The sequence below is a fragment of the Pseudomonas sp. MWU13-2862 genome (assembly GCF_023242495.1).
Lineage (GTDB): Bacteria > Pseudomonadota > Gammaproteobacteria > Pseudomonadales > Pseudomonadaceae > Aquipseudomonas > Aquipseudomonas gingeri_D.
The window spans coordinates 57,732-79,242 of sequence record NZ_JALMEZ010000023.1 but is presented as its reverse complement, the minus strand read 5'-3'; the positions used below and the strand labels follow the sequence as shown (position 1 = coordinate 79,242).

At 57.7% G+C, this 21,511-nt stretch carries 19 protein-coding genes; 13 read left to right on the top strand and 6 right to left on the bottom strand.

Features of this window, described 5'->3' with window-relative positions:
- Nucleotides 1-363 precede the first annotated feature (363 nt).
- Nucleotides 364-831: a GNAT family N-acetyltransferase gene (locus tag M5C56_RS30365; protein WP_103497514.1), complete on the top strand. Its 468-nt coding sequence runs from the start codon at nt 364-366 to the stop codon at nt 829-831.
- A gap of 487 nt (nt 832-1,318) precedes the next feature.
- A complete protein-coding gene (locus M5C56_RS30360; protein WP_103497526.1) occupies nt 1,319-1,945 on the top strand; it encodes a LysE family translocator in 627 nt (208 codons plus the stop codon).
- 161 nt (nt 1,946-2,106) lie between these two features.
- Here M5C56_RS30360 and M5C56_RS30355 read toward each other — a convergent pair whose 3' ends face one another.
- On the bottom strand, nt 2,107-3,009 hold the full coding sequence (locus M5C56_RS30355) for a LysR family transcriptional regulator (protein WP_103497515.1): 903 nt from the start codon (nt 3,007-3,009) through the stop codon (nt 2,107-2,109).
- Between the two features lie 92 nt (nt 3,010-3,101).
- Here M5C56_RS30355 and M5C56_RS30350 point away from each other — a divergent pair, with 92 nt between their 5' ends.
- Nucleotides 3,102-4,112 (top strand): aldo/keto reductase, encoded by a 1,011-nt coding sequence (locus M5C56_RS30350; RefSeq protein WP_103497516.1) that lies wholly within the window; start codon nt 3,102-3,104, stop codon nt 4,110-4,112.
- Between the two features lie 658 nt (nt 4,113-4,770).
- On the opposite strand, the gene M5C56_RS30345 is transcribed toward M5C56_RS30350, so the two are convergent.
- Entirely contained in the window at nt 4,771-6,201 is a 1,431-nt protein-coding gene (locus M5C56_RS30345) for a GGDEF domain-containing protein (protein ID WP_103497527.1), read from the bottom strand.
- A 340-nt stretch (nt 6,202-6,541) separates the two neighbouring features.
- Between M5C56_RS30345 and M5C56_RS30340 the strand changes: the two genes are divergently transcribed.
- Nucleotides 6,542-6,838: a hypothetical protein gene (locus M5C56_RS30340; RefSeq protein WP_247263430.1), complete on the top strand. Its 297-nt coding sequence runs from the start codon at nt 6,542-6,544 to the stop codon at nt 6,836-6,838.
- 137 nt (nt 6,839-6,975) lie between these two features.
- Here M5C56_RS30340 and M5C56_RS30335 read toward each other — a convergent pair whose 3' ends face one another.
- Both M5C56_RS30335 and M5C56_RS30330 read right to left on the bottom strand, forming a co-directional pair.
- Entirely contained in the window at nt 6,976-7,344 is a 369-nt protein-coding gene (locus tag M5C56_RS30335; RefSeq protein WP_103497517.1) for a hypothetical protein, read from the bottom strand.
- Between the two features lie 138 nt (nt 7,345-7,482).
- A complete protein-coding gene (locus M5C56_RS30330) occupies nt 7,483-7,677 on the bottom strand; it encodes a hypothetical protein (protein WP_247263431.1) in 195 nt (64 codons plus the stop codon).
- A 99-nt stretch (nt 7,678-7,776) separates the two neighbouring features.
- Here M5C56_RS30330 and M5C56_RS30325 point away from each other — a divergent pair, with 99 nt between their 5' ends.
- From M5C56_RS30325 to astA, 7 genes are all read left to right on the top strand, one after another.
- Nucleotides 7,777-8,631 carry a MurR/RpiR family transcriptional regulator gene (locus M5C56_RS30325; protein ID WP_103497518.1) on the top strand — a complete coding sequence of 285 codons (855 nt, stop codon included), beginning with the start codon at nt 7,777-7,779 and terminating at the stop codon, nt 8,629-8,631.
- A 2-nt stretch (nt 8,632-8,633) separates the two neighbouring features.
- A complete protein-coding gene (locus M5C56_RS30320) occupies nt 8,634-9,278 on the top strand; it encodes an isochorismatase family cysteine hydrolase (RefSeq protein WP_103497519.1) in 645 nt (214 codons plus the stop codon).
- Nucleotides 9,275-10,627, top strand: a complete 1,353-nt coding sequence (locus M5C56_RS30315) for a glutamine synthetase family protein (protein ID WP_103497520.1) — start codon at nt 9,275-9,277, stop codon at nt 10,625-10,627. Before M5C56_RS30320 ends, M5C56_RS30315 begins: the two co-directional genes overlap by 4 nt.
- Nucleotides 10,611-11,363: an N-formylglutamate amidohydrolase gene (locus M5C56_RS30310; protein WP_103497521.1), complete on the top strand. Its 753-nt coding sequence runs from the start codon at nt 10,611-10,613 to the stop codon at nt 11,361-11,363. The genes M5C56_RS30315 and M5C56_RS30310 overlap by 17 nt, the downstream gene beginning before the upstream one ends.
- 143 nt (nt 11,364-11,506) lie before the next feature.
- The gene (locus M5C56_RS30305; RefSeq protein ID WP_103497522.1) at nt 11,507-12,856 is read left to right on the top strand and encodes an APC family permease; all 1,350 of its coding nucleotides are present in this window, start codon (nt 11,507-11,509) and stop codon (nt 12,854-12,856) included.
- A gap of 131 nt (nt 12,857-12,987) precedes the next feature.
- A complete protein-coding gene (locus M5C56_RS30300; RefSeq protein ID WP_103497523.1) occupies nt 12,988-14,004 on the top strand; it encodes an arginine N-succinyltransferase in 1,017 nt (338 codons plus the stop codon).
- A 31-nt stretch (nt 14,005-14,035) separates the two neighbouring features.
- Nucleotides 14,036-15,070, top strand: a complete 1,035-nt coding sequence (gene astA, locus M5C56_RS30295; RefSeq protein ID WP_103497524.1) for an arginine N-succinyltransferase — start codon at nt 14,036-14,038, stop codon at nt 15,068-15,070.
- 383 nt (nt 15,071-15,453) lie between these two features.
- On the opposite strand, the gene M5C56_RS30290 is transcribed toward astA, so the two are convergent.
- Entirely contained in the window at nt 15,454-15,885 is a 432-nt protein-coding gene (locus tag M5C56_RS30290) for a hypothetical protein (protein ID WP_247263432.1), read from the bottom strand.
- A gap of 888 nt (nt 15,886-16,773) precedes the next feature.
- On the opposite strand from M5C56_RS30290, the gene M5C56_RS30285 reads away from it, so the two are divergent.
- The gene (locus M5C56_RS30285) at nt 16,774-18,054 is read left to right on the top strand and encodes a glycoside hydrolase family 68 protein (protein ID WP_103498144.1); all 1,281 of its coding nucleotides are present in this window, start codon (nt 16,774-16,776) and stop codon (nt 18,052-18,054) included.
- A gap of 549 nt (nt 18,055-18,603) precedes the next feature.
- Here the strand turns inward: M5C56_RS30285 and M5C56_RS30280 are convergent.
- Nucleotides 18,604-19,521, bottom strand: coding sequence for a LysR family transcriptional regulator (locus M5C56_RS30280; RefSeq protein ID WP_103498143.1), 918 nt, complete (start codon nt 19,519-19,521; stop codon nt 18,604-18,606).
- A 101-nt stretch (nt 19,522-19,622) separates the two neighbouring features.
- Here M5C56_RS30280 and ilvD point away from each other — a divergent pair, with 101 nt between their 5' ends.
- Nucleotides 19,623-21,503 carry a dihydroxy-acid dehydratase gene (gene ilvD, locus M5C56_RS30275; RefSeq protein ID WP_103498142.1) on the top strand — a complete coding sequence of 627 codons (1,881 nt, stop codon included), beginning with the start codon at nt 19,623-19,625 and terminating at the stop codon, nt 21,501-21,503.
- The last annotated feature ends 8 nt before the right edge of the window (nt 21,504-21,511 follow it).

Here is a 21,511-nt window from a genome sequence, read left to right as displayed (position 1 = left end):
ACGATAATAACGCATCGACCGTTGATGTGGCGTTGGAGGACAAGTCCGTTCGAGTCGCTCTCTACCGACCATGGCCACGAAGCCATGCTGGTCCGATCGAATGCAAACAGGTGGTCATGACCGCTATTGCGCTCAGGGCTGAACCTTGACTCCGCCCCAAGATTGACAAATCCGATCATCCAGAAGACCATCTGACTATGATCCATACACCCGGCATGAACATGATGTACACCTCGATGACCGCCTCTGGCGGGTCGTGAGGTTATGCGCGCTTAAAAAATGACGTAATTACCCCAAGGCCCCGCCAGAAAATGGACGGGGCTTTTTAGTTTTCCGTCCGCCTCTGGCTAACGGAGAATAAACATGTTCACGATTAGACGAGCAACGCAAAGCGACTCCCAAACAGCATTCGACATTCGCCTTCTAGCGATACGACACCAATGCGTCGGCGCCTATACCACAGAGCAGATACTGGCCTGGACAGCAGGATCGCCTGAGAATGGGTATAGCGAACTGATGGAAAAGCACTTCTATCTGGGATGTATTCGGGGTACCCCCGTGGCGACAGGCATGCTTGATCTGGAGAAAAGTGAAATCGGCGCGATCTTTGTACTCCCAAGCTTTATGCAGCAGGGCATCGGCATGAAGGTCCTGGACCACCTTGAACACCTGGCTCGCGACTTGGGGCTGGAGAAAGTCAACCTGGACGCGACTTTGAACGCTGCAGAGTTTTACCGGCGATGCGGTTTCGTTGGTGATGCCCCTGCGATTTACCATTCACCCTCCGGGCTTCAACTGGCTTGTGTTCCTATGGTGAAAGAGCTGGTGTAAGTTTCGGAGTCGATCCGCCGCGCTTGGCATATCGTCCCGCCAACAACGATCCTGCACACAACGCCCCGCAGTCGAATCTGGTTTCTATTGGGCAGTAAGTCGATTGAGTGATGTGCAAAACGTTACCTTGAGGTACAGGCTGATGGTGCGCCTGTGTGAGATGATCCCTTTACCAAAGTTCGACTTCGCGGGCTGCGCCTTTATTGTTTCCGTGTTTGCATCCATGAACATTCGCCTGATTGACAGTAAAGCAGCCACTCTCAAGCCTCGGCCGCGCGCAATCCATTCACTTTTTTCATAGGCAGGTTTCAGCTTTTCTGTAGTCGAAGCTAGGCAGAGGGAAAAAGAACTGCATCTCTCACACGAGCCGAGATAAAAAACGCAATATAGTGTTAGGTCGCGCAGAATCAAAACACCATACGCCCGGCATGACTTTTGAATCCCGAATGGCATCGGAATTCCCCCAAGACACAAAAGGAGAATGATTGTGTTCCCACTGGATATTTGGCTGACCTATACCGCGGCCTGTCTGTTACTGGTTATCTCACCAGGGCCGGACAACCTGCTGGCAATCGCCAGGGGGCTCAGCCAGGGTCGTATGGCTGCATCAGTTTCTGGCATGGCCTCAGGCACCGGCATCCTGTTTCACACAACAACTGCCTCCCTGGGATTGACTCTCTTGATGCAGACTTCAGCACTGGCGTTCTGGGTCGTCAAGGTCATCGGGGCCAGCTACCTGCTATGGCTGGGCATCAAAGTCTTGCGCTCTCGAAGCCTTATCAATTTCCAGCCCACCGCGCGCCAGCCCCTGAAAAAAATATTCCTCACCGGTTTTCTGTCCGCAGCACTGAACCCGAAACCGGGCCTCTTTGTGCTCGCGTTCATTCCACAGTTCGTCAACCCGAAGTTAGGCTCAGTCACCGTGCAAATGATGGTGTACGGCGCCTGGTTCGCTGCGTTGACCGCACTGGGCTTTGCACTCATGGGAATTTTTGCAACCCGTCTCTCGTCGTGGCTTCAGCACCGGCCAAAGGTGGTCAACGGGCTTAACCTGGGTGCGGGCTTCACCTTCGTTGTCTCCGGGCTTTCGATCGCAGCCCTTAGCCAGAAATAGGGGAAATCGCTCCGGCCGGGTTGTCGAAATGCAAGCGTACGCCTGAATCGCCCCGGCCTGGCTACCTATGCATTGGAGACGTTGGTCAGTGATCCTGAATTTCATACCAAAGTGCATCGAACACCACTCGAGCCACAACTGCCGGTCGCGGTGGTTCTGAATCAGGTTTTCACGTCATCCGCCCTGATGAATTCGATGAGTGCTTTCAAGGCCGGTGGCACATGGCGCCGGCTGGAGTAGTAAAGAAAGAATCGGCTTGGCGGTGCTTTCCATTCCTGGAGTATCTCTCTGAGATGTCCGTTCCGGATATCGTCGCGTGCCAGCTCCTCGTAGACGTAGGCAATACCGGCACCATCTTTCGCCGCCTGGATCATCAGCGCATCGTCTTCCAGAATGAGCGGGCCTGTGACGGACAAACGTATCGGTTGACTGTCTGCTTGATACTCCCAAGCGTATAGCTTGCCACTGGGAAAACGTCTGGCAATGCAGGCATGTTCGAGTAAGTCGCGGGGGGCGTGCGCGATCCCCTTCGCGGCCAGATAGGCATCCGCAGCAACGGTCACGAACGATTGAGGTGCGCCGACAGGGACCGCAATCATATCGCCAGCCAGGCTTTCACCAAAGCGGACGCCCGCATCAAACCCACCGCTCACAATATCGGTCAATCCATCATCGGTGATCAGGTCCAACTGAATACGTGGGTACCTGTCCACGAAGGGCGCGAGCACTTGCGCAAACACGATGCGAGCCGCTGGACGCGCCACATTGAGGCGAAGTTTACCCGCGGGCACTTCCTGCATCGAGGTCAATTGCGCCAATGCACCGGCAACCTGGTGCAGGGTTGGGACCAATGTCGCCAATAGCTGCTGGCCGGCCTCGGTCGGAGTCACGCTACGAGTGGTTCGGTTCAACAGTCTGATGCCCAGCCGTGCCTCCAACGCACGCATCGCATGACTCAGCGCAGAAGCCGAAACACCACGCTCGTCGGCGGCCTTGCGAAAGCTGCGATGGCGAGCGACGGCGGCAAAGGCATCGAGCTCTGAGAGATCAGGGCGATTACTCATGAATATTTTTCAGCAGTTCAAATACGATTATCTATCTTATCGTCATGAGATCTCTCTCGGATACTTCTCACATCACTTATGGAGAGGTTGCTATGCAAAAGAGACGTCTTGGATCATCGGACTTTCTGATTTCGCCTATTGGCCTGGGGACATGGGCAATCGCCGGCACCGGCTGGGAGTACAGTTGGGGAGCGCAGGACGACAAGGACAGCCTGGGCGCACTTGAATATGCCGTAGAACGTGGGGTGAACTGGATTGATACCGCTGCGGTTTATGGCTTGGGCCATGCGGAGCAATTAGTGGGGAAATTGCTCAGCCGGCTGCCAGCCTCGCGGCACCCTTTGGTGTTCACCAAAGGCAGCTTGGTCTGGGACCCGATCACGAAGGAGATTTCACACTCACTGCCCCCCCAGAGCTTGCTCGCCGAGATCGACGCAAGCTTGCGTCGACTTCAAGTCGAGACCATCGATCTTTATCAGATCCACTGGCCTGCTTTTCCTGCAGACGCAAGCAGTGAAGGTATTGAAATGGCGCTTTCGGTTTTGGCAGCCGCACGCGATCAAGGAAAAATTCGCGCTATTGGTGCATCGAACTTCGATGTCGCTCAACTCAAGCGGGCGCAGGCGGTGACAGAGATTGTTTCACTCCAGCCGCCATATTCTGCCTTGATGCGGGACATCGAGAAAGACGTCTTGCCATTCTGCGAGCAGACCGGGATGGGTGTCCTTGCTTATTCCACGCTTCAATCGGGGCTGCTGTCCGGCAGTATGACGCGCGAACGCATCTCGCAACTGCCCGAGGACGACTGGCGCAAGGCCCGCAGTGCTGACTTCCAGGAGCCCCGCTTGAGTGCAAACCTGGCATTGGTTGACGTCATGGCGCGCATTGGAAAAAGGCGCGGGGTGAGTGCTGCTGCGGTCGCTATCGCTTGGGCACTTCGCAAACCGGTGGTAACAGGTGCCATTGTCGGCGCCCGCCGTCCCGCACAAGTAGACGGGCTGATTGCAGCCTCGGAGTTGCACCTAAGCACCGCGGAAATTGACGAAATACGACCGTTCCTGCCATCGGGCATGGGAACAAATGTCCCTGGTGCTATTGCCTGAGACTTTTGAACATAGGGTAAGCGTTCAAGTTATGTTATTGAACGCAGGCGCTTGATGGGTAGCAGAGCGGTCGATCAGATCGTATTGCGATCTATCACAAGTCACTAGAGGGCATGTCGACCGACTTCCGCGTCTAGCCGAATTCTGCCAGTCAGCATAGGAGCTCCCGTTGATCAGCCCCCCAAGTAACTGCGCGGGGGCGCCTATACTGCGTTGAACCTTGAACCGGTTCGAACCGCAAGGTGGCGATGGGTGTCGTGCATCTGATTGAGCTGGCACAGCTGAAGATGGACTCGGTGCTGGATGAGCAAGCGCTCAGCGTCAGCAGCTGACAACACCCTGCGCAGAAGCGGGGAGCCCGGCTTCCCGTTTTGTCGCTTCTGGCTCAGGTCCTCTGTTGCAGGACACCCTTGAGCATCAGTGCCAAGCCTTAAAGCAGTGCATGCATTGTCGAGCTTGCCAGGTTCTCAGCTGCCCGCCGTAGAACGAGCAATGGGCGATTTTCAGTTTGCAGATCGGAGTCAGCCGGCGCTGGAAGCCCCCAAAAAGCGATACCTGGGTCGGTAGCCTCAAGCCTGACGATCTCGTCGAACACAGCCTGTTCGCCCTCCCCGTGAAATGTACCGATAACCGGCACCGTTTCGATGGCGCAGTAGTATCAGGGCTGAGGTTGCAGGATGGTTTTGATGGCAGTGACGACACAGTTACGACCTTGGTGTTTCGCGTCGTATAGGCGTTGATCGGCTACATGCAGAATGTCTTCGATGGAGTCCCCGTCTCGTCCGTATTGCGATACGCCGATGCTCACTGTGACCGTGGTCAGCCGTTGCTGGCTGATGTTGAAAGAAGTCGTTGCAATGGTGTTCCGCAGACGCTCAGCGATTACGTGTGCGCCTTCGAGTGGAGTCTGGGGCAGCAATATCATGAACTCTTCCCCACCCACTCGGGCTACGCCGTCGTACGGCCGGATCGATTCGAGACACTCCTGCACGAACCTCTTGAGGATGTCATCGCCAACCTGATGCCCAAAGCGGTCATTGATGGACTTGAAGTTGTCCAGGTCGAGCGCCAACACCGAGAACGGAACGTCACCGCGCTTAGCCCGGTCAATTTCGGCATCGACCCGCTCCATGAAACGACGCCGATTGTCAGCACCCGTCAGTGGATCGGTCGCGGCAAGGTGGCCGAGTTCCCGATTGGTGCGCTGGAGCTCCTGCAGGGCATTTTCAGCGTAGGCCATTGACTCGGCAAGACGCACCATCAACTCCCCTTGACTGTAAATCTTCGAGAACGACCGAGTGGAGAGGAACGCTTGCGCGACCCCATAGCTCAACAGGAAGAATCCAGCAGCGAAGATCGCATGGGCGAGCCACCACATATGGTTCCAGGGACGCCCTAGGATGAACGCAAGAGATGACAACGCGAACGCGGTAACCGAGATGGCAAAAATCACCATCAGCGGCGAACGGAAACGACGCAACAGCAGCACTGCCACATTCACGGCGGAAAAAAACAGGGCCCCACCTTCCAGCGCGAGGCGTACTGCGGGATGTCCCGCAACCTGCGAATTCGCAACGAGTGCCACCGCCAGGTCAACCAGCAGGAACAGCCCTATCCAGGTCAACCACGGGCGGAGCTTTGTGCGTTGGGCAGCGGCGTCAGGTGGTTGATGGTACGACAGCATGCCGATCAACAGCAGAATTGCCATGACCAGTCGAGAGGCCGGTCCGTAAAGCAGGAAGAGCCAGAGATGGGAGTGAGCGAGCCCGGTGAACGCCCCATGCAAGGCATAGATCATCACAAACCCGAGAAAGCCCAATGTCATCCAGCGCAGCAGCGGATCTCCCGATGACTGATAGCAGCACCAGGTTACGTAAGTAACAAACAGCCCTTCCAGGGTGGCGGCCGTGATCGCAATGATATGGAACGTGTGGTCCTCGAATATAAGGGTCGGATCCTGGAAGACGTACAAGTAGCCAATCAGATAGGCCGGAACAAACGCAAACCCTGCGAGCAGCAAGCAGACATAAAGCTTAACTACAATATGGATAGCGTCAGGCGGCTCGCCGGTAGCGACCGAACTATTCACACCCCCTTCATGCAAATCCATTTTATCCGCACCGCCACAGTGCCAACTCCAAAATCACCGACATATCAACACCCCCTACATCATGATGAAAGCGTCTTGCGAGTTGATATTTTGAATCTCAATTGTAGACCACCCATCACATTCCGCTGCTAACGTCGATGACTATCCTCAAGCCGCCACTGCACATCAGTGACGGGGCTTGGTAGCCCTTGGTGTAACCAGGTGCAAGGTGCCACCTTGGGCAAGGCATTTTTTCGCCTCAGCTTCATGATGGACGTGCAGGGTTGTCGTGTGGGACAGCCTATACTGCGTTGATCCTCAATCGGGATGGAGTAGTTCGATGAGCAACGATAACCATTTCAGCGCTGGCCAGAGCCTGATCGACAAAATCAAAGAGGGTGAACCCTTGATGACACAGGCGCTGGATGTGCTGCGGCAGTACCACGAAGCGCAGGGAACGCAATCAGCAGATGAAGTGCGGAGGCTGCGTCTCGAAGCAGAAGCACTGTTCACAGCTGTCAGCGAGTACCAACGCCAAGCTCTCAGCGGACTCCTACCCTCACTGCATAGAGCGAAGCCTGAATTCGAACCACGAAAAAAATCAGCCCAAAATCAACATCGGGATAACATCCTGTAGGAGCCGGCCTTGGCCGTAATGGCGCCCTAACTGACACATTGCGGCACCCGCATTGCGATGCAAGGTCGATGCTTTCCAGGTTCTCGGTTGCCCACCGCAAAACGAGTGGGCGTAGGGCCAAGACTCCACTGATTGGCTCAGGCTTCGCTCAGTGATGCCCTTCGTGCCTGACTTCGATCCCCGACCAGACACAAGAATAGCGACAGAACAATCGCACTGATGCTCACATTCATCCACGGCGTGATCTGCTCATCGAGCAACAACACCGACCAGGCGACGTACAGGTTGTAAAGCGCATAGCTCACTGGAACCCCAATGGCTGCGCCCAACCAAAACCGTGACGAGCCCTCCGGAAGCGCCGCACTGGGTAGCAGCAGCATCATCGCCTCACCAATGCCCAGGGCTGCGCACAACAGATGCCAGACAGTCACGGTTGCCGAACGCAGCATAAACCCCAGCATGATGCAAAAAACCGGGGTACTGGTGACGATCAGGGTAATCAGCATGATTGCACCGGGGTACTGCTGGGGGGCCCTGAACCCGATTTTTCTACCCGGCTGGGTTGTGTGACCTTGTACCGAGCCGCCAAGGCCTGGACGCTGCAGATGCAGATGCAGATGCAGATGCAGATGCAGAGAATCACCTCAAATCTGTTGCTTGTCGCGGTTCAAATCTACAACGCTGGCGTTGTAGATTTGAACCGCGCCCTCGCTCAGGCGATGGGCCTCGACGAAGCGATAAGTCGGATCGGTGATATAGCGCTCGCAGATAAGCAAACCCCACGCAGGCCTTACCCAACAAGACTTCCACCCCATTTCGGTGCTTTTCAGGTCAGGCACATGAAAAAACCCGCTAGACATGTAGCATAAATTACATAAGTATTTATTTAGCCAATCATGAAATAAAAACGACACCCTCCCCCTCTAGCAGGAGCTCGGATGCCCTCACTTAGAGACCGGATCACCGATCCCGGCCTGGACCTCACGCCGTCGGAACGCAAAGTCATACGTGCATTGCTGGACCACTACCCGCGTAGCGGGCTGGGCCCGATGTCGCGTCTGTCCGAGCACGCCGGCGTCAGCGATCCGACTATTGTGCGCCTGGTGAAAAAACTCGGCTTCGGTGGCTATGCCGACTTTCAGGACGCGCTTCTCAGCGACATGGATCACCGCCTGCGCTCGCCCAGCACGTTGTTGCGACCGCGCTCACACCTCAAGCAAGACGACGTCTGGAGTCATTACCTGGCGGACAGTCACAGTACCCTGCTCGAAACCCAGGCCCTGACTCAACCCGAAGATGTGCGCATTCTGGTGGAGTGGCTGCTCGATACACGGCATCAAGTGCATTGCTTCGGCGGACGCTTCAGCAGCTTCCTCGCCCACTACCTGCTCAATCATTTGCGCTTGTTGCGTGCGGGCTGCTTTGCCTTGGAAGACAACGCGCAACTGCCTGATCGCCTGTTCGATGTGCAACGTCAGGACGTGGTGCTGCTGTTCGATTATCGACGTTATCAATCCCAGGCTCTGCGTGTCGCCAGCGCGGCCAAGAACCGGCATGCACGCGTCGTGCTGTTTACCGACATCTACGCCTCGCCGCTGCGCGAGATGGCCAACCTGGTGATCACCGCGCCCGTGGAGTCGGTATCGGCCTTCGACACCTTGGTGCCGGCACTGGCCCAGGTCGAAGCCTTGATTGCCTGCCTGACGCTGCGTTGCCCCGATCTTGCCGAGCGACTGGAAGGCATCGACGCACTACGAAACGATTTCACCACTCACCTGCTGGAGGAAAAATAAGGATGTTTATGCTCCCCCATCACTCGCCCCGTGACCTGCCGTTTACTACCAACCGAACCGCGCTACTGCTGGTGGACATGCAACGCGCCTGGCTTGAGCCGCAGTTCGACCCGCATCTGCAAGGGCCGGACGCCAGGTACTTCCTCGACCGCACCCGTCAACAGGTGATTCCCAACCAACTCAGGTTGCTGGCCGCCGTGCGCACGGCTCGGCAGAACGTTCTGCACACGATCATCGAAAGCCTCACCGCCGACGGGCGCGACCGCTCGCTGGACCACAAACTGTCGCAGATGCACCTGCCAAAAGGCAGCCCGCAAGCCGCCATCATTGAAGCGCTGACACCGGTCGAAAATGAAATCGTCTTGCCCAAGACCTCCTCCGGGGTGTTCAACTCGACCAACATCGACTACGTGCTGCGTAACCTGCAAACCCGCCATCTGATCATTGCCGGCATCGTCACCGACCAGTGTGTCGACATGGCCGTGCGCGATGCGGCTGACCGCGGCTATCTGGTGACGTTGGTCGAAGACGCCTGCGCAACCTATACCGAGCAACGCCATCTGGCATGCCTGAGCGCGATCAAGGGCTATTGCTGGATCACCGATACGCAAACCGTACTCGATCGTTTGCAGGCGTTGCAGGCATGAGCCGCGCCAACAGCGGTGAGCCTCTGACGCCCGTGGCAATGACCACCATCGTCACCACGGACCTGATCGGCGTGACCCGTGGCCGGTCGTTTCCGACCGATGAACTGGAGCACTACAAGACCGCTGGTTGCGGTTGGGTCCCGGCCAACAGCGCGCTGACCCCGCAAGACATCATCGCCGCCAGCAATCCGTGGGGGGCCTACGGTGACTTGCGGCTGATCCCCGACCTGAGCAGTCGCGTGACGGTCAGCAACGGTCCCGATGCCAGTGCGCCGGCCCTGGATTTCATCCATGGCGACATCTGCGAAACCGATGGCCGTCCATGGGCTACCTGCCCGCGCACGCTGCTGCGCAACGAAGTACAGCGCTACCACGATGAACTTGGGCTGCAGATCACTTCGGCCTTCGAGCACGAATTCAACCTCACCACCGACAGCGTCCAGGCTGAACATCTGGCGTTTTCGCTAGAGGCTCAGCGTCAAGGCGCAACGTTCGGTGGCTGGCTACTCAGCGCCTTGCGCGCAGGTGGGGTCGAGCCGGAAATGTTCCTGCCCGAATATGGCAAACACCAATACGAAATCACCTGCCGACCGACCCTGGGCGTCGCAGCGGCCGACCGTGCGGTCAACGTGCGCGAGATTACCCGCGAGATCGCCCGGCAGATGGGACTGAACCTGAGCTTTGCGCCCAAGACCTCGGAGCACGCGGTATGCAATGGCGTGCACCTGCACCTGAGCCTGCACGACCTGTCCGGCCATCCGGTGCTGTATGACGCCGGGACCGCCAACGGCCTGTCGCCCCTTGGCCAGCACTGGTCCGCGGGCGTGTTGCACTACTTGCCGGCCCTCTGCGCCTTGACCGCGCCGACACCGATTTCCTATGAGCGCCTGCAACCGCATCACTGGAGTGCGTCATATGCATGCCTGGGTCAACGCAACCGTGAAGCCTCTCTGCGGATCTGCCCGACCGTGAGCCTGGGCGGCAAATCCGAGGCCGCGCAATACAACCTCGAATTCCGCGCCATGGACGCCACGTCCTCCCCCCATCTGGCGATGGCCGCCGTGCTGATTGCCGGCCGACTGGGCATCGAGCAACGCCTGGCGCTGCACGCGATCACCGATGAAGTCCCGGACTCGCTGAATGAAGAACAACGCCAGCACCGTGGCATCGTTGCCCTGCCGGCGTCACTCGCGCAGGCCCTGAGCCACTTGCGGGGCAGCGAGGCCTTGCTTGAAGCCTTGCCGGGCGCGCTGCTCGACACCTACTTCGCCGTTAAAACCGAGGAACTTGCCTTGACCCAGCACCTGTCGCCCGCTCAACTGTGTGAGCACTATGCACGCCTCTACTGAGTCCGCCGAGTTTGGACTCTACACCGAGCCGGCTTACAGCCTGAGCCGGGAAGCGTCCGAGCACCCGCTGATTCTGGTGTGTGAACATGCCAGCCGCTACATCCCGAGCGCCTTGAACGATCTGGGATTGAGCGGCGATGCCACACACGAGCACATTGCCTGGGACATCGGTGCGCTGGCGCTCGCCGAGAGCCTGTCCAAAGCTCTCGGCGCGACCCTGCTGGCGGCCAACTACTCGCGCCTGCTGATCGACCTCAACCGTCCGTTGCAGGCGCCGGACAGCATCCCGACCAAGAGCGAAATTTATCCGGTGCCGGGCAATCAGAATCTCGACGATGCGACCCGCGACTACCGACGCCGGTGCCTGTTCACACCATTTCACACACGCCTTGGCGAACTGATCGATACCCGCGTGGCCGAGGGCCGCACGGTACGGGTGGTGGGCATTCACAGCTTCACGCCAATCTACTTCGGCCAGCCCCGAGCGCTGGAAGCCGGCGTGCTGTATGGGCGGGCCGAGGATTATGCAAGCCGGTTGGTCGACGGGTTGGCCAGGCATCCACTGCGGGTCGCCGGTAATCAGCCCTACAAAATCAACCCTGCGACCGACATGACGGTGCCGGTTCACGGCGACGCCCGTGGCATCGACTCGGTGCTGATCGAGGTGCGCAACGACCTGTTGCGCAATCGGCTGGCGGTCCAGACCTGGAGCGATTACCTGGCGCCGTTGCTGTAAAGCCGAGGCCTCAAGCGAACAGTTTCAAGCTGAAAAAAAACGGAGGGTTGTACCGGTAAAACAACGATAACCAACGCTGTAGCGTGTTTTTACCTGCCTGGTTCAAACACATTGCCATAGTGGCTTACAAGGAGAACTGCTTCATGGAAATAGAAGAATTCGGCTACAAGCAAGAGTTGAAACGCAGCCTGTCGCTGACCGACCTGGTGATTTACGGGATGATTTTCATGATCCCCATCGCCCCGTTCGGCGTCTATGGCTACGTCAACCAGGAGGCCCCCGGCATGGTGCCGCTGGCCTACATCATCGGCATGGTGGCGATGCTGTTCACCGCCTTGAGTTACGGCAGCATGGCGCGGGCCTTCCCGATCGCCGGCTCGGTCTACTCCTATGCTCAACGCGGGCTGAACCCGCATGTCGGCTTTATCGCCGGCTGGCTGATGCTGCTCGACTACCTGCTGATCCCGCCGCTGCTCTACGTGTATGCGGCGATGGCGTTGAATCACCTGTACCCGGACATTCCCAAGGTCGGTTTCATCCTCGCCTTCCTGGTCAGCGCGACCTTCGTCAACCTGCGGGGCATCACTTTTACCGCACGGATGAACATGCTCTTTCTGCTGGCGCAATTGGTGGTGCTGGGAATTTTCCTGTTCTACGCCTGGACCGCCTTGCACGGTGGCGCCGGTAACGGCCAGTTGACCCTGGCACCGTTGTACAACCCTGAGCACTTCAACTTCGCGTTGCTCATGCAGGCAGTGTCGATTGCGGTGTTGTCGTTCCTCGGCTTCGATGCGATTTCGACCCTGGCCGAAGAGATCAAAGGCGATCCGGGCCGCAGCGTCGGCAAAGCCGCGTTGATCACGTTGGTGGTCATGGGGGGGATTTTCGTCGTACAGACCTGGATCGCCACAGACCTGGCCGCCGGCATGGGCTTCAAGTCCGCCGATACCGCGTTCTATGAAATCGCCGAAATCGCCGCCGGCAGCTGGCTGGCGACTGTCACCGCCGTGGCCACGGCACTGGCCTGGGGCGTGGCGGTGGCGATCACCTCGCAAGCCGCGGTATCGCGCTTGCTGTTCGGTATGGCACGAGACGGCAAACTGCCCAAGGTGCTGGCCAAGGTACATCCCCAGCACAATACCCCGCACATCAGCATTTACCTGGTGGCGGTGCTGTCGCTGCTGATCTGCTACCTGTTCATCAACTCGGTGGACACTCTCACTTCACTGGTCAACTTCGGGGCCCTGAGCGGCTTCATGCTGCTGCACCTGACAGTGATCAACTACTACTGGCGCCGGCAGAAATCCGGCCAGGTGATCCGCCATCTGATCTGCCCGGTGATCGGCTTCATCATCGTCAGCGCCATCCTCTACAACATGGGTGTCGATGCGCAAAAGCTCGGCGGCATCTGGATTGCGGCGGGCCTGGTCTACCTGTTTTTCCTCAACAGAATCGGCGCCAGCAGCGTATTGCCAGACCCGTCCAACAGTTGAAAAAAACAGTGTTTAAAACGTCGAGCGGTCGCTGACGGTGATTAGCCGACCGCCGTTGTATGCGTGGAAGCCGACAGTGATAGTCAAGCCTGATGCCCCGGTATCAGGCTCTTTGATACAGGAGTACCTCCATGCTGGCCTTACGTCCAGTTCAGTTATCCGACCTGCCTCAGTTGCAGCAACTTGCACGCGACAGCCTGGAGAGTGCCACCTCGTTTCCAGACGACAGCGAGCGCCTGCGCCAGAAGATTCTCGCTTCCTGCGCATCGTTTGCCAGTGACGTGAAGAGCCATGGCCCGGAGAACTATTTCTTCGTGCTGGAGGACCTGGCCAGTCAACGGCTGCTGGGCTGTTCGGAAGTCCTCGCGACCGCCGGTTTCAGCGAGCCCTTCTACAGCCTGCGCAACCGCCCTTTCACCAGCGAGTCGCGCGAGCTGAACATTCATCACGGGGTGCCGGCGCTGTCGTTATGCCAGGACCTCCGCGCACATACCTTGCTGCGAGGTTTTCATCTCAACACCGAGCTTGAGCGCACACCCTCTTCGCAAATGCTTTCCCGGGCCCGCCTGATGTTCATCGCCGCCCACCCTCAGCGCTTTTCCGACGCAGTGATTGCCGAAATCGTCGGCTACAGCAACGACGCAGGTGAATCGCCATTCTGGGATGCACTGGGCAAGCACTTTTTTGACCTGCCTTATGTCGAGGCTGAACGCCTCTGCGGCTTGAAAAACCGAAGTTTTCTCGCCGAGTTGATGCCGCACTACCCGATCTACGTACCGATGCTGCCGCAAAGCGCTCAGGCGTGTATTGGCCGGATTCATCCGGACGGCCAGGAAGCCTTCGATATCCTTGAACGCGAAGGCTTCGAGAGCAACAGCTACATCGACCTCGTCGACGGTGGACCAACGCTGTTTGCGCGCACCGCGAGTATTCGTTCGATCACCCAGACCCTCACGGCCGTTGCGCACTTGAGCCCACACAGCAGTGGCAAGACGCCATACCTGCTGAGCAATGACGCACTGGAAAACTACCGGGCAATTATCGCCGAGCTGGACTGGAGCCTTGAGGAGCCTGTCTTGCTCAACTCCACCCAGCTCGACGCCTTGCAACTGGACAACGGCAGCCCCGTTAGGCTGATTGCGCTATGAAGCAGATCTTCCGCCCCCAAGGAGCTCCATCATGATCGTGCGCCCGGTTCAAATGACCGACCTGCCCGCGTTACTGGCGCTGGCACGCCTCGCCGGCCCGGAGTTCACTACGCTGCCGGCCAACGAGGAGCGTCTGACCCTGCGCATACGCTGGGCGCAGCGGACCTTTGTCGGGCAGGTAGAACGGGCGGACGCCGACTACCTGTTCGTGCTCGAAGACGACGATCAGCAAGTGATCGGCGTCAGCGCCCTGGCAGGTGCCGTCGGGCTGCGTGAGCCCTGGTACAACTACCGTGTCGGGTTGACGGTCAACACCTCGGCAGACCTGGGAATCCGTCGACAAATCCCGACCTTGTTCCTCAACAACGAAATGACCGGCCAATCGGAAATCTGCTCGTTGTTCCTGCGCCCGGATCAGCGTCAAGGCCATAACGGCCGACTGTTATCAGTTGCGCGATTGCTGTTTGTCGCCGAGTTCCCACACTTGTTCGGCGAAAAACTGATCGCCGAACTGCGCGGCAGCGCCGACGAGCACGGATGCTCGCCGTTTTGGGACAGCCTCGGTCGACATTTTTTCAAAATGGACTTCAGCCACGCCGATCACCTTTCCGGGCTTGGCAACAAGTCGTCCATCGCCGAGCTGATGCCACGTCAGCCGCTGTACACCTGCCTGCTCACCGAGCAAGCTCAGGCGGTGATCGGCAAGGCCCATCAATACGCCGAACCGGCGCGCAGAATCCTCTGCAACGAAGGCTTTTCCCATCAGGGTTACATCGACATCTTCGACGGCGGTCCGGTCATGGAAGCCCGGATCTCGAAAATCCGTGCCGTGCGTGACAGCCAGTCGCTGGACCTGATCGTCGGCACACCAGACGACAATGCGCCACTCTGGCTGATCCATAACCAGCGCCTGGAAAACTGCCGCATCACCGCCGCCCGCGCCCGAATGGTCGGCAACTGCCTGCTGGTCGATCGCCTGACCGCCAAACGCCTGCGATTGCAACCGGGCAGCTCAGTACGCGCCGTGCCGTTGCTCAAGCAACAACGGCAGGCGGTTGCCGCCTGATGTGCCAAACACCTGTTATTGATGCGTCTGCATGGAGCGTGTCGCAAACCCTCTCATTACAAACCCCATCAAAAGCCAAAAACAAAAAAACCGCACATGGCGGTTTTTTTGTTTGATGGGGCCAAATCCTTTTGTCAGGTCAATCTGCGCTCCAGGATGTGAGGAATTCGTGAAAAGCCTGTCGCAGGATGCGAAATCCCTGCTGAGCGTGCCGCTTCTTCGCACCCTAGATGTTCAGTCTCGGAGAGTCATGGTGCATCCTTAAGCACCGAGCAAGAGGATGCATTATGGAAGGACGTCGTCATGGTTCAACCCGGACAACGCCGCGAATTCGAGCCGAGCTAGCGTGCCCACAACCAACGTCGATGGGGGAATAGCTGTACCTAGACCAGCCGCCCCCACACTTGAACGAGCCCGACAAAATGGGCCATACCAAAACCTGTGCAGACTGCCGAGCTGATCAGAATGAATCGAGTGGTTCTGCCGGTATTTTTCAAGATGAAAAATCCTGCGAATCCCCGAAGCAGGTAAATGAGCGTTATAGCGCTTAGCACGGGTCGCAACAGTGGTAACGGTCTAATCACCGACGCGCCGGACAGGGCATAGAGAGCCCAGACCGTGAGGATCAGCGCGATTCCAATTGTGACGATTGCCGGAAATGCTCTTCCCGCCTCCGCTGCGCGAACAAAGCGTTTTCCTGCGCCGGTAAACTGGTATCCGGCAGGACCTGCAATGACAACGCCTATGTGTAAAGCGGCAGCCATGGCGCTGCAGGCCGCACCTATGACGAGTGCTTGATTGTATTCCTCGACCACGTTTTATCCTTCCTTACTCTGATCAGCTTTCGATGACGTCGCACCCATGTGGACGGCCCGTCTTCTTGAGCCATAGCGTCCAGAGGGTCCAGGAACTCCAGAAGAGCGATGAAAAAATCGATCATGATGTGTTCTAGCACAATGGCTTCGACAGGAGGTGCATGGCTTCAATTGAAACGCGCCTTTGTAACGGCTGCATTTGAGTTTTCTGCATCTTCATCATGACTGCCAACGCCCACCTTGGCTCGAAAGCAACCCTCCATCAATGCTCCCTTTCAACCAGCAGGATCGAACAGAGGGTCAGTTGAAACCATCGCCCCTCGTGGCGCCGACCGGGCTTTGTCTCACTACAACCTCGGTCCGGACACTGGCTCGACATCGGCCACTGTCACCGTGCTGCATGATCATCGGCCCGAACCCAGGCATCACGAGGACGCCCTGGCCTACGTCTACTCGATCCCCCCAACCAGCGGAGCGAGATCGAACACGCAGCGTTGTTGATCAGGATGACCTCTTCATTTTCAACGTCGATAGACACCTGGTCGGCAACGGCCATCTCGAAATTGATATGACCTACCGAGCCCAGATGATCGTCTCGCTGGGGTACACGACATCGACCGACGATGCTGATCTGCGGCATGAAAGGACGCGTTTGGCGCCTGAAATTTCGGGAAAAATGAAATAAGACCTGCCTGCTGAAAGGCCTTATTTGTGCCATTTTTTACCTGATGAAACGTATCAGCCAGCAACAAAAATCCATTTATTTTGAAAAAAACAGAATTTTCCCTTGATCCTGAAAATTCGTTGATTTACAGTAATTTCACTGTATGCATATACAGTGTATTAACGAATATTTATTTGACTATGTTCATGGATGAGGTACTACCGATGAAAAGCAACACTGAAAAACTTGGCCAGCTTCCCAACCAACCCAGCCTGTGGACCCGTGCCGACGCGCTGAAAGTCCACGCGGATGATCCGACCACTACCCAGCCTCTGGTCAGTGGGGATTTTCCGGTACTGAGCAACGAGGTGTTCATCTGGGACACCATGCCACTGCGCGACATGGACGGTAACATCGCCTCCGTCGATGGCTGGTCTGTCATCTTCACCTTGACCGCGGATCGTCATCCGAATGACCCGGAATACAAAGATCAAAACGGTAACTACGACATCATCCGCGACTGGAACGATCGCCACGGTCGGGCAAAGATGTATTTCTGGTTTTCCCGTACCGGTAAAGACTGGGAGTTTGGTGGTCGCGTGATGGCCGAAGGCGTTTCGCCAACCACTCGCGAGTGGGCCGGCTCTCCGATTCTGTTGAACGATAACGGCGATGTGGATTTGTACTACACCGCCGTTACACCGGGCGCGACCATCGTCAAGGTACGTGGTCACGTGGTCACCACTGAACATGGTGTCAGCATGGTGGGCTTCGAAAAGGTGAAACCGCTGTTTGAAGCTGATGGCAAAATGTACCAAACCGAAGCGCAAAACCCGTTCTGGGGCTTCCGTGATCCATGGCCGTTCCGCGACCCAAAAGACGGCAAACTGTACATGCTGTTCGAGGGTAATGTGGCCGGTGAGCGTGGTTCGCACACGGTCGGTGAGGCAGAAATCGGCGATGTGCCGCCAGGCTATGAAGACGTCGGTAATTCGCGCTTCCAGACCGCCTGCGTCGGCATCGCCGTGGCTCTCGACGAAGATGGAGACGACTGGGAAATGTTACCGCCGCTGCTGACCGCAGTGGGCGTCAATGACCAGACCGAACGTCCGCACTTCCTGTTCCAGGATGGCAAATACTACCTGTTCACCATCAGCCACACGTTCACTTATGCCGACGGTGTAACCGGCCCGGACGGTGTGTACGGTTTCGTAGCCGATGAGTTGTTCGGCCCTTACGTGCCGCTGAACGGTTCCGGCCTGGTACTGGGCAACCCGTCCTCCCAGCCATTCCAGACCTACTCGCACTATGTGATGCCGAACGGTCTGGTGACCTCGTTCATCGACAGCGTACCAACCAATGAAAGCGAAACCGGGATGCAATTGCGTATCGGCGGTACCGAAGCGCCGACGGTGGGCATCAAGGTCAAGGGACAGCAGACTTTTGTGGTGGCCAAGTATGACTACGGTTACATCCCCCCGATGATTGATGTAACGCTGAAGTAAAACTGGAAACACATAGGGCCTTCAGGCACCGGGTTTGACTCGATAACAAACTCGTTGTGGATATGATCGAGATATCCGCACGCCTGACTCACTGCGACTTGATCGGGAGCCGCATTGAACAATGCGTAACACGACCCTTCGTCACTGGCTGCAAGGATGCAGCCAGTGACGGGTCTCCCCCCTGAGCGACACGCTTTATCTAATTCCCTGCCGCGTCCATCAGCCTCTTATGACGCTTCGAGTGCCTGCCGTTTGTTCAGGTTCCAGGCAGTGAGTGACCATCCCAAAGCCAAGCTGTCAGTCATTTTTTGATTGAGGAGTCAGACTCAACAGCCAAGAGCACAGAAGCCTACTCATCCCCGATTTTTGATTGGCTTGCGACTATAGATCGTCAACGGTCTATGCCTTGATGTCGAATGACCGGAAGCGGACCTTGGCGCCATTGGATCGCGTCAGGGCGTCACAGCCAACAACGCCAACAAGCACCAACTCCGTAATAGATCGCGTTACCGACCTGGCGTGTCCGGCGCTTAACCGCCCTGCCTGGGATCAGCTCATTTCCAGCTCGAGCAATTGACTGGCCATATACAGGAAGTTAGCGAGGGTCGGTGTCGTATCGTCGCGGCGGTAGACCAGGCCTGTTTCCAGATACGGCGCATTATTCTCCAACGTGAGATAGCGCACCCCCGAGCGCGCCAGGTGGCGCAGCGATGCAGGCACCAGCGCGATGCCCATGCCTGCCGATACCAAGCTGATGATTGTCTGCATCTGGATAGCATGCTGGGCAATATGCAAGCTACCGCCGCACGCGGTGTAGTAGCCGGTGACCAGATCATAGAACGCCGGTGCCGCACGCCTGGGAAATACCACCAAAGGGCAAGAGATCATCGCATCTGAAGCTAACCGTCCATCCACCTCGACCAAGCGCCCATCTAGCATCCACGCCTCCGGCACAGCGGCAATCAGTGGTTCGACGACCAAAGATCGGTAGGCCAATCGATCGGGAATAGAGGCCCAGGGGTTAGCGATCACAATGCCTGCGTGCCCCTGCCCCTCGACCAGCGCCGCTATCTGAAGGTCACTAGTGGCCTCCATCAGCGATAGTTCCACCGCTGGATACAGGCTGCGGAATCGTTGGACCAGCACGGGAAGAATGCTGTAGTCGGCGGTGCTGACAAAAGACAGTTCCAGCGTGCCGGAATCACCCCGAAGAATGGCTTGCGCCGTATTACCAAGCGCATCGATAGCGCCGAGCGCGGCCCGTACCTGAGGTAGCCATTGCTCGGCGAACGGGGTCAGCGCCACGCTGCGCTTGGTGCGTACGAACAGCGAAGCACCGACTTCGCGCTCCAGCGCCATGATCGACTGACTCAGCGGTGGTTGGGTCATGCACAGGCGTTGCGCCGCCAGGCTGAAATGCAAGGTCTGGGCGACAGCCACAAAGTGTCTGAGCTGGCGAACATCCATTTCTTATATCTCCAAAGACTTAATAAGCCTTAAATAATATATTTTAATATCATCTACCCAATCGTTAGCCTGAGTCCATACCGTCAGCCCAGGAGGACTCAATGCCCGCTTATCGTTCGAGAACCACTACCCACGGCCGCAATATGGCCGGCGCCCGCAGCCTTTGGCGAGCCACAGGCATGACCGATGATGACTTCGGCAAACCCATCATTGCCATCGCCAACAGCTTCACGCAGTTTGTCCCAGGTCACGTACACCTCAAGGATCTCGGCCAACTGGTCGCCGGCGAAGTGGCGCAGGCCGGTGGCGTGGCCAAGGAGTTCAATACCATCGCCGTCGACGATGGCATCGCCATGGGCCACGACGGCATGCTCTATTCATTGCCCTCACGGGAACTGATCGCCGATGCCGTTGAATACATGGTCAATGCCCATTGCGCCGATGCACTGGTGTGCATCTCCAACTGCGATAAAATCACCCCCGGCATGCTGATGGCTGCCATGCGCCTGAACATCCCTACCGTGTTCGTTTCTGGTGGTGCAATGGAGGCCGGGAAGGCCATGATCAAAGGCAAGCTCCAGTCTCTGGACCTGATCGACGCAATGGTGATCGCCGCCGATGACGCCTATAGCGACGAGGAGGTCTCGGCGATCGAGCGTGCTGCCTGCCCTACCTGCGGTTCGTGCGCCGGCATGTTCACCGCCAACTCGATGAATTGCCTGACGGAAGCACTTGGCCTGGCATTGCCGGGCAATGGTACGGTGCTGGCGACCCATGTCGAGCGTGAGGGATTGTTTCGCCAGAGCGGGCGGCTAATCGTCGAGCTAGCCAAGCGCTGGTACGAACAGAACGATGCGCGGGCGTTGCCACGCAACATTGCCAACCGAGCTGCTTTTTCAAACGCCATGAGCCTGGACATCGCCATGGGCGGCTCGACCAATACCGTCCTTCACCTATTGGCCGCTGCGCGCGAAGGTGGCGTGGATTTCACCATGGCCGACATTGACCGGCTGTCTCGCCAAGTACCGTGGCTGTGTAAAGTGGCGCCCGCCAGTAGCAATGTGCACATCGAGAACGTGCATCGAGCTGGGGGTATCATGGCGATCCTTGGCGAGTTGGACCGTGCCGGTTTGATCGACACGGGTTTGCCTGTCGTCCACGCCCCCACCTTGAAAGACGCGCTGGACCGCTGGGACATCGCTCGCCGCCCGGACGAACAGGTGCAAACATTTTTCCGGGCAGCGCCGGGCAATACCCGCACCCAGAGGGCTTTCAGTCAGTCAGCGCGCTGGGATGAGCTGGATACGGACAGGTCAACGGGCGCTATCCGATGCGCTGAACAGGCCTTCAGCAAGGACGGGGGCCTTGCGGTGCTGTTTGGCAACCTGGCGCCGGAGGGCTGTATCGTCAAAACAGCCAGCGTCGATCCCTCCATGTTGGTGTTTAAAGGCAAGGCCGTGGTCTTCGAAAGCCAGGAAGCGGCCGTGGCCGGTATCCTCGGAGACCAGGTAGTGCCGGGCGATGTCGTGGTCATCCGCTACGAAGGCCCCAGGGGCGGCCCGGGTATGCAGGAAATGCTCTACCCCACCAGTTATCTCAAATCCAAAGCGCTGGCGAAGTCCTGTGCTCTTTTGACCGACGGGCGATTTTCAGGCGGCAGCTCCGGCCTGTCCATCGGACATGTATCACCGGAAGCGGCGGAAGGTGGATTGATCGGCCTGGTGGAAACAGGGGACGTGATCAAGATTGATATTCCCAACCGTACTGTCGAGCTGATGGTCGAGGAAACGACGTTGAGCCAGCGTTACCGCTCAATGGATGCCAAGGAGGTGCAAGCCTGGCAGCCAGCTGCACGGACGCGACTAGTGTCGCCTGCGCTTCAGGCATATGCGGCGCTGACATCGAACGCGGCTCGCGGCGCGGTCAGGGATGTGGCGCAGGTTCAGCGTCGATTTGCCGGCAGGCAAGCGGCGCAGGATTAGCAAACGCT

Coding starts and splice junctions, on each gene's coding strand:
- M5C56_RS30365 (WP_103497514.1), top strand. CDS start 364: ATGTTCACGATTAGACGAGCAACGCAAAGCGACTCCCAAACAGCATTC.
- M5C56_RS30355 (WP_103497515.1), bottom strand. CDS start 3,009: ATGAGTAATCGCCCTGATCTCTCAGAGCTCGATGCCTTTGCCGCCGTC.
- M5C56_RS30350 (WP_103497516.1), top strand. CDS start 3,102: ATGCAAAAGAGACGTCTTGGATCATCGGACTTTCTGATTTCGCCTATT.
- M5C56_RS30340 (WP_247263430.1), top strand. CDS start 6,542: ATGAGCAACGATAACCATTTCAGCGCTGGCCAGAGCCTGATCGACAAA.
- M5C56_RS30335 (WP_103497517.1), bottom strand. CDS start 7,344: ATGCTGATTACCCTGATCGTCACCAGTACCCCGGTTTTTTGCATCATG.
- M5C56_RS30325 (WP_103497518.1), top strand. CDS start 7,777: ATGCCCTCACTTAGAGACCGGATCACCGATCCCGGCCTGGACCTCACG.
- M5C56_RS30320 (WP_103497519.1), top strand. CDS start 8,634: ATGTTTATGCTCCCCCATCACTCGCCCCGTGACCTGCCGTTTACTACC.
- M5C56_RS30315 (WP_103497520.1), top strand. CDS start 9,275: ATGAGCCGCGCCAACAGCGGTGAGCCTCTGACGCCCGTGGCAATGACC.
- M5C56_RS30310 (WP_103497521.1), top strand. CDS start 10,611: ATGCACGCCTCTACTGAGTCCGCCGAGTTTGGACTCTACACCGAGCCG.
- M5C56_RS30305 (WP_103497522.1), top strand. CDS start 11,507: ATGGAAATAGAAGAATTCGGCTACAAGCAAGAGTTGAAACGCAGCCTG.
- M5C56_RS30300 (WP_103497523.1), top strand. CDS start 12,988: ATGCTGGCCTTACGTCCAGTTCAGTTATCCGACCTGCCTCAGTTGCAG.
- astA (WP_103497524.1), top strand. CDS start 14,036: ATGATCGTGCGCCCGGTTCAAATGACCGACCTGCCCGCGTTACTGGCG.
- M5C56_RS30285 (WP_103498144.1), top strand. CDS start 16,774: ATGAAAAGCAACACTGAAAAACTTGGCCAGCTTCCCAACCAACCCAGC.
- M5C56_RS30280 (WP_103498143.1), bottom strand. CDS start 19,521: ATGGATGTTCGCCAGCTCAGACACTTTGTGGCTGTCGCCCAGACCTTG.
- ilvD (WP_103498142.1), top strand. CDS start 19,623: ATGCCCGCTTATCGTTCGAGAACCACTACCCACGGCCGCAATATGGCC.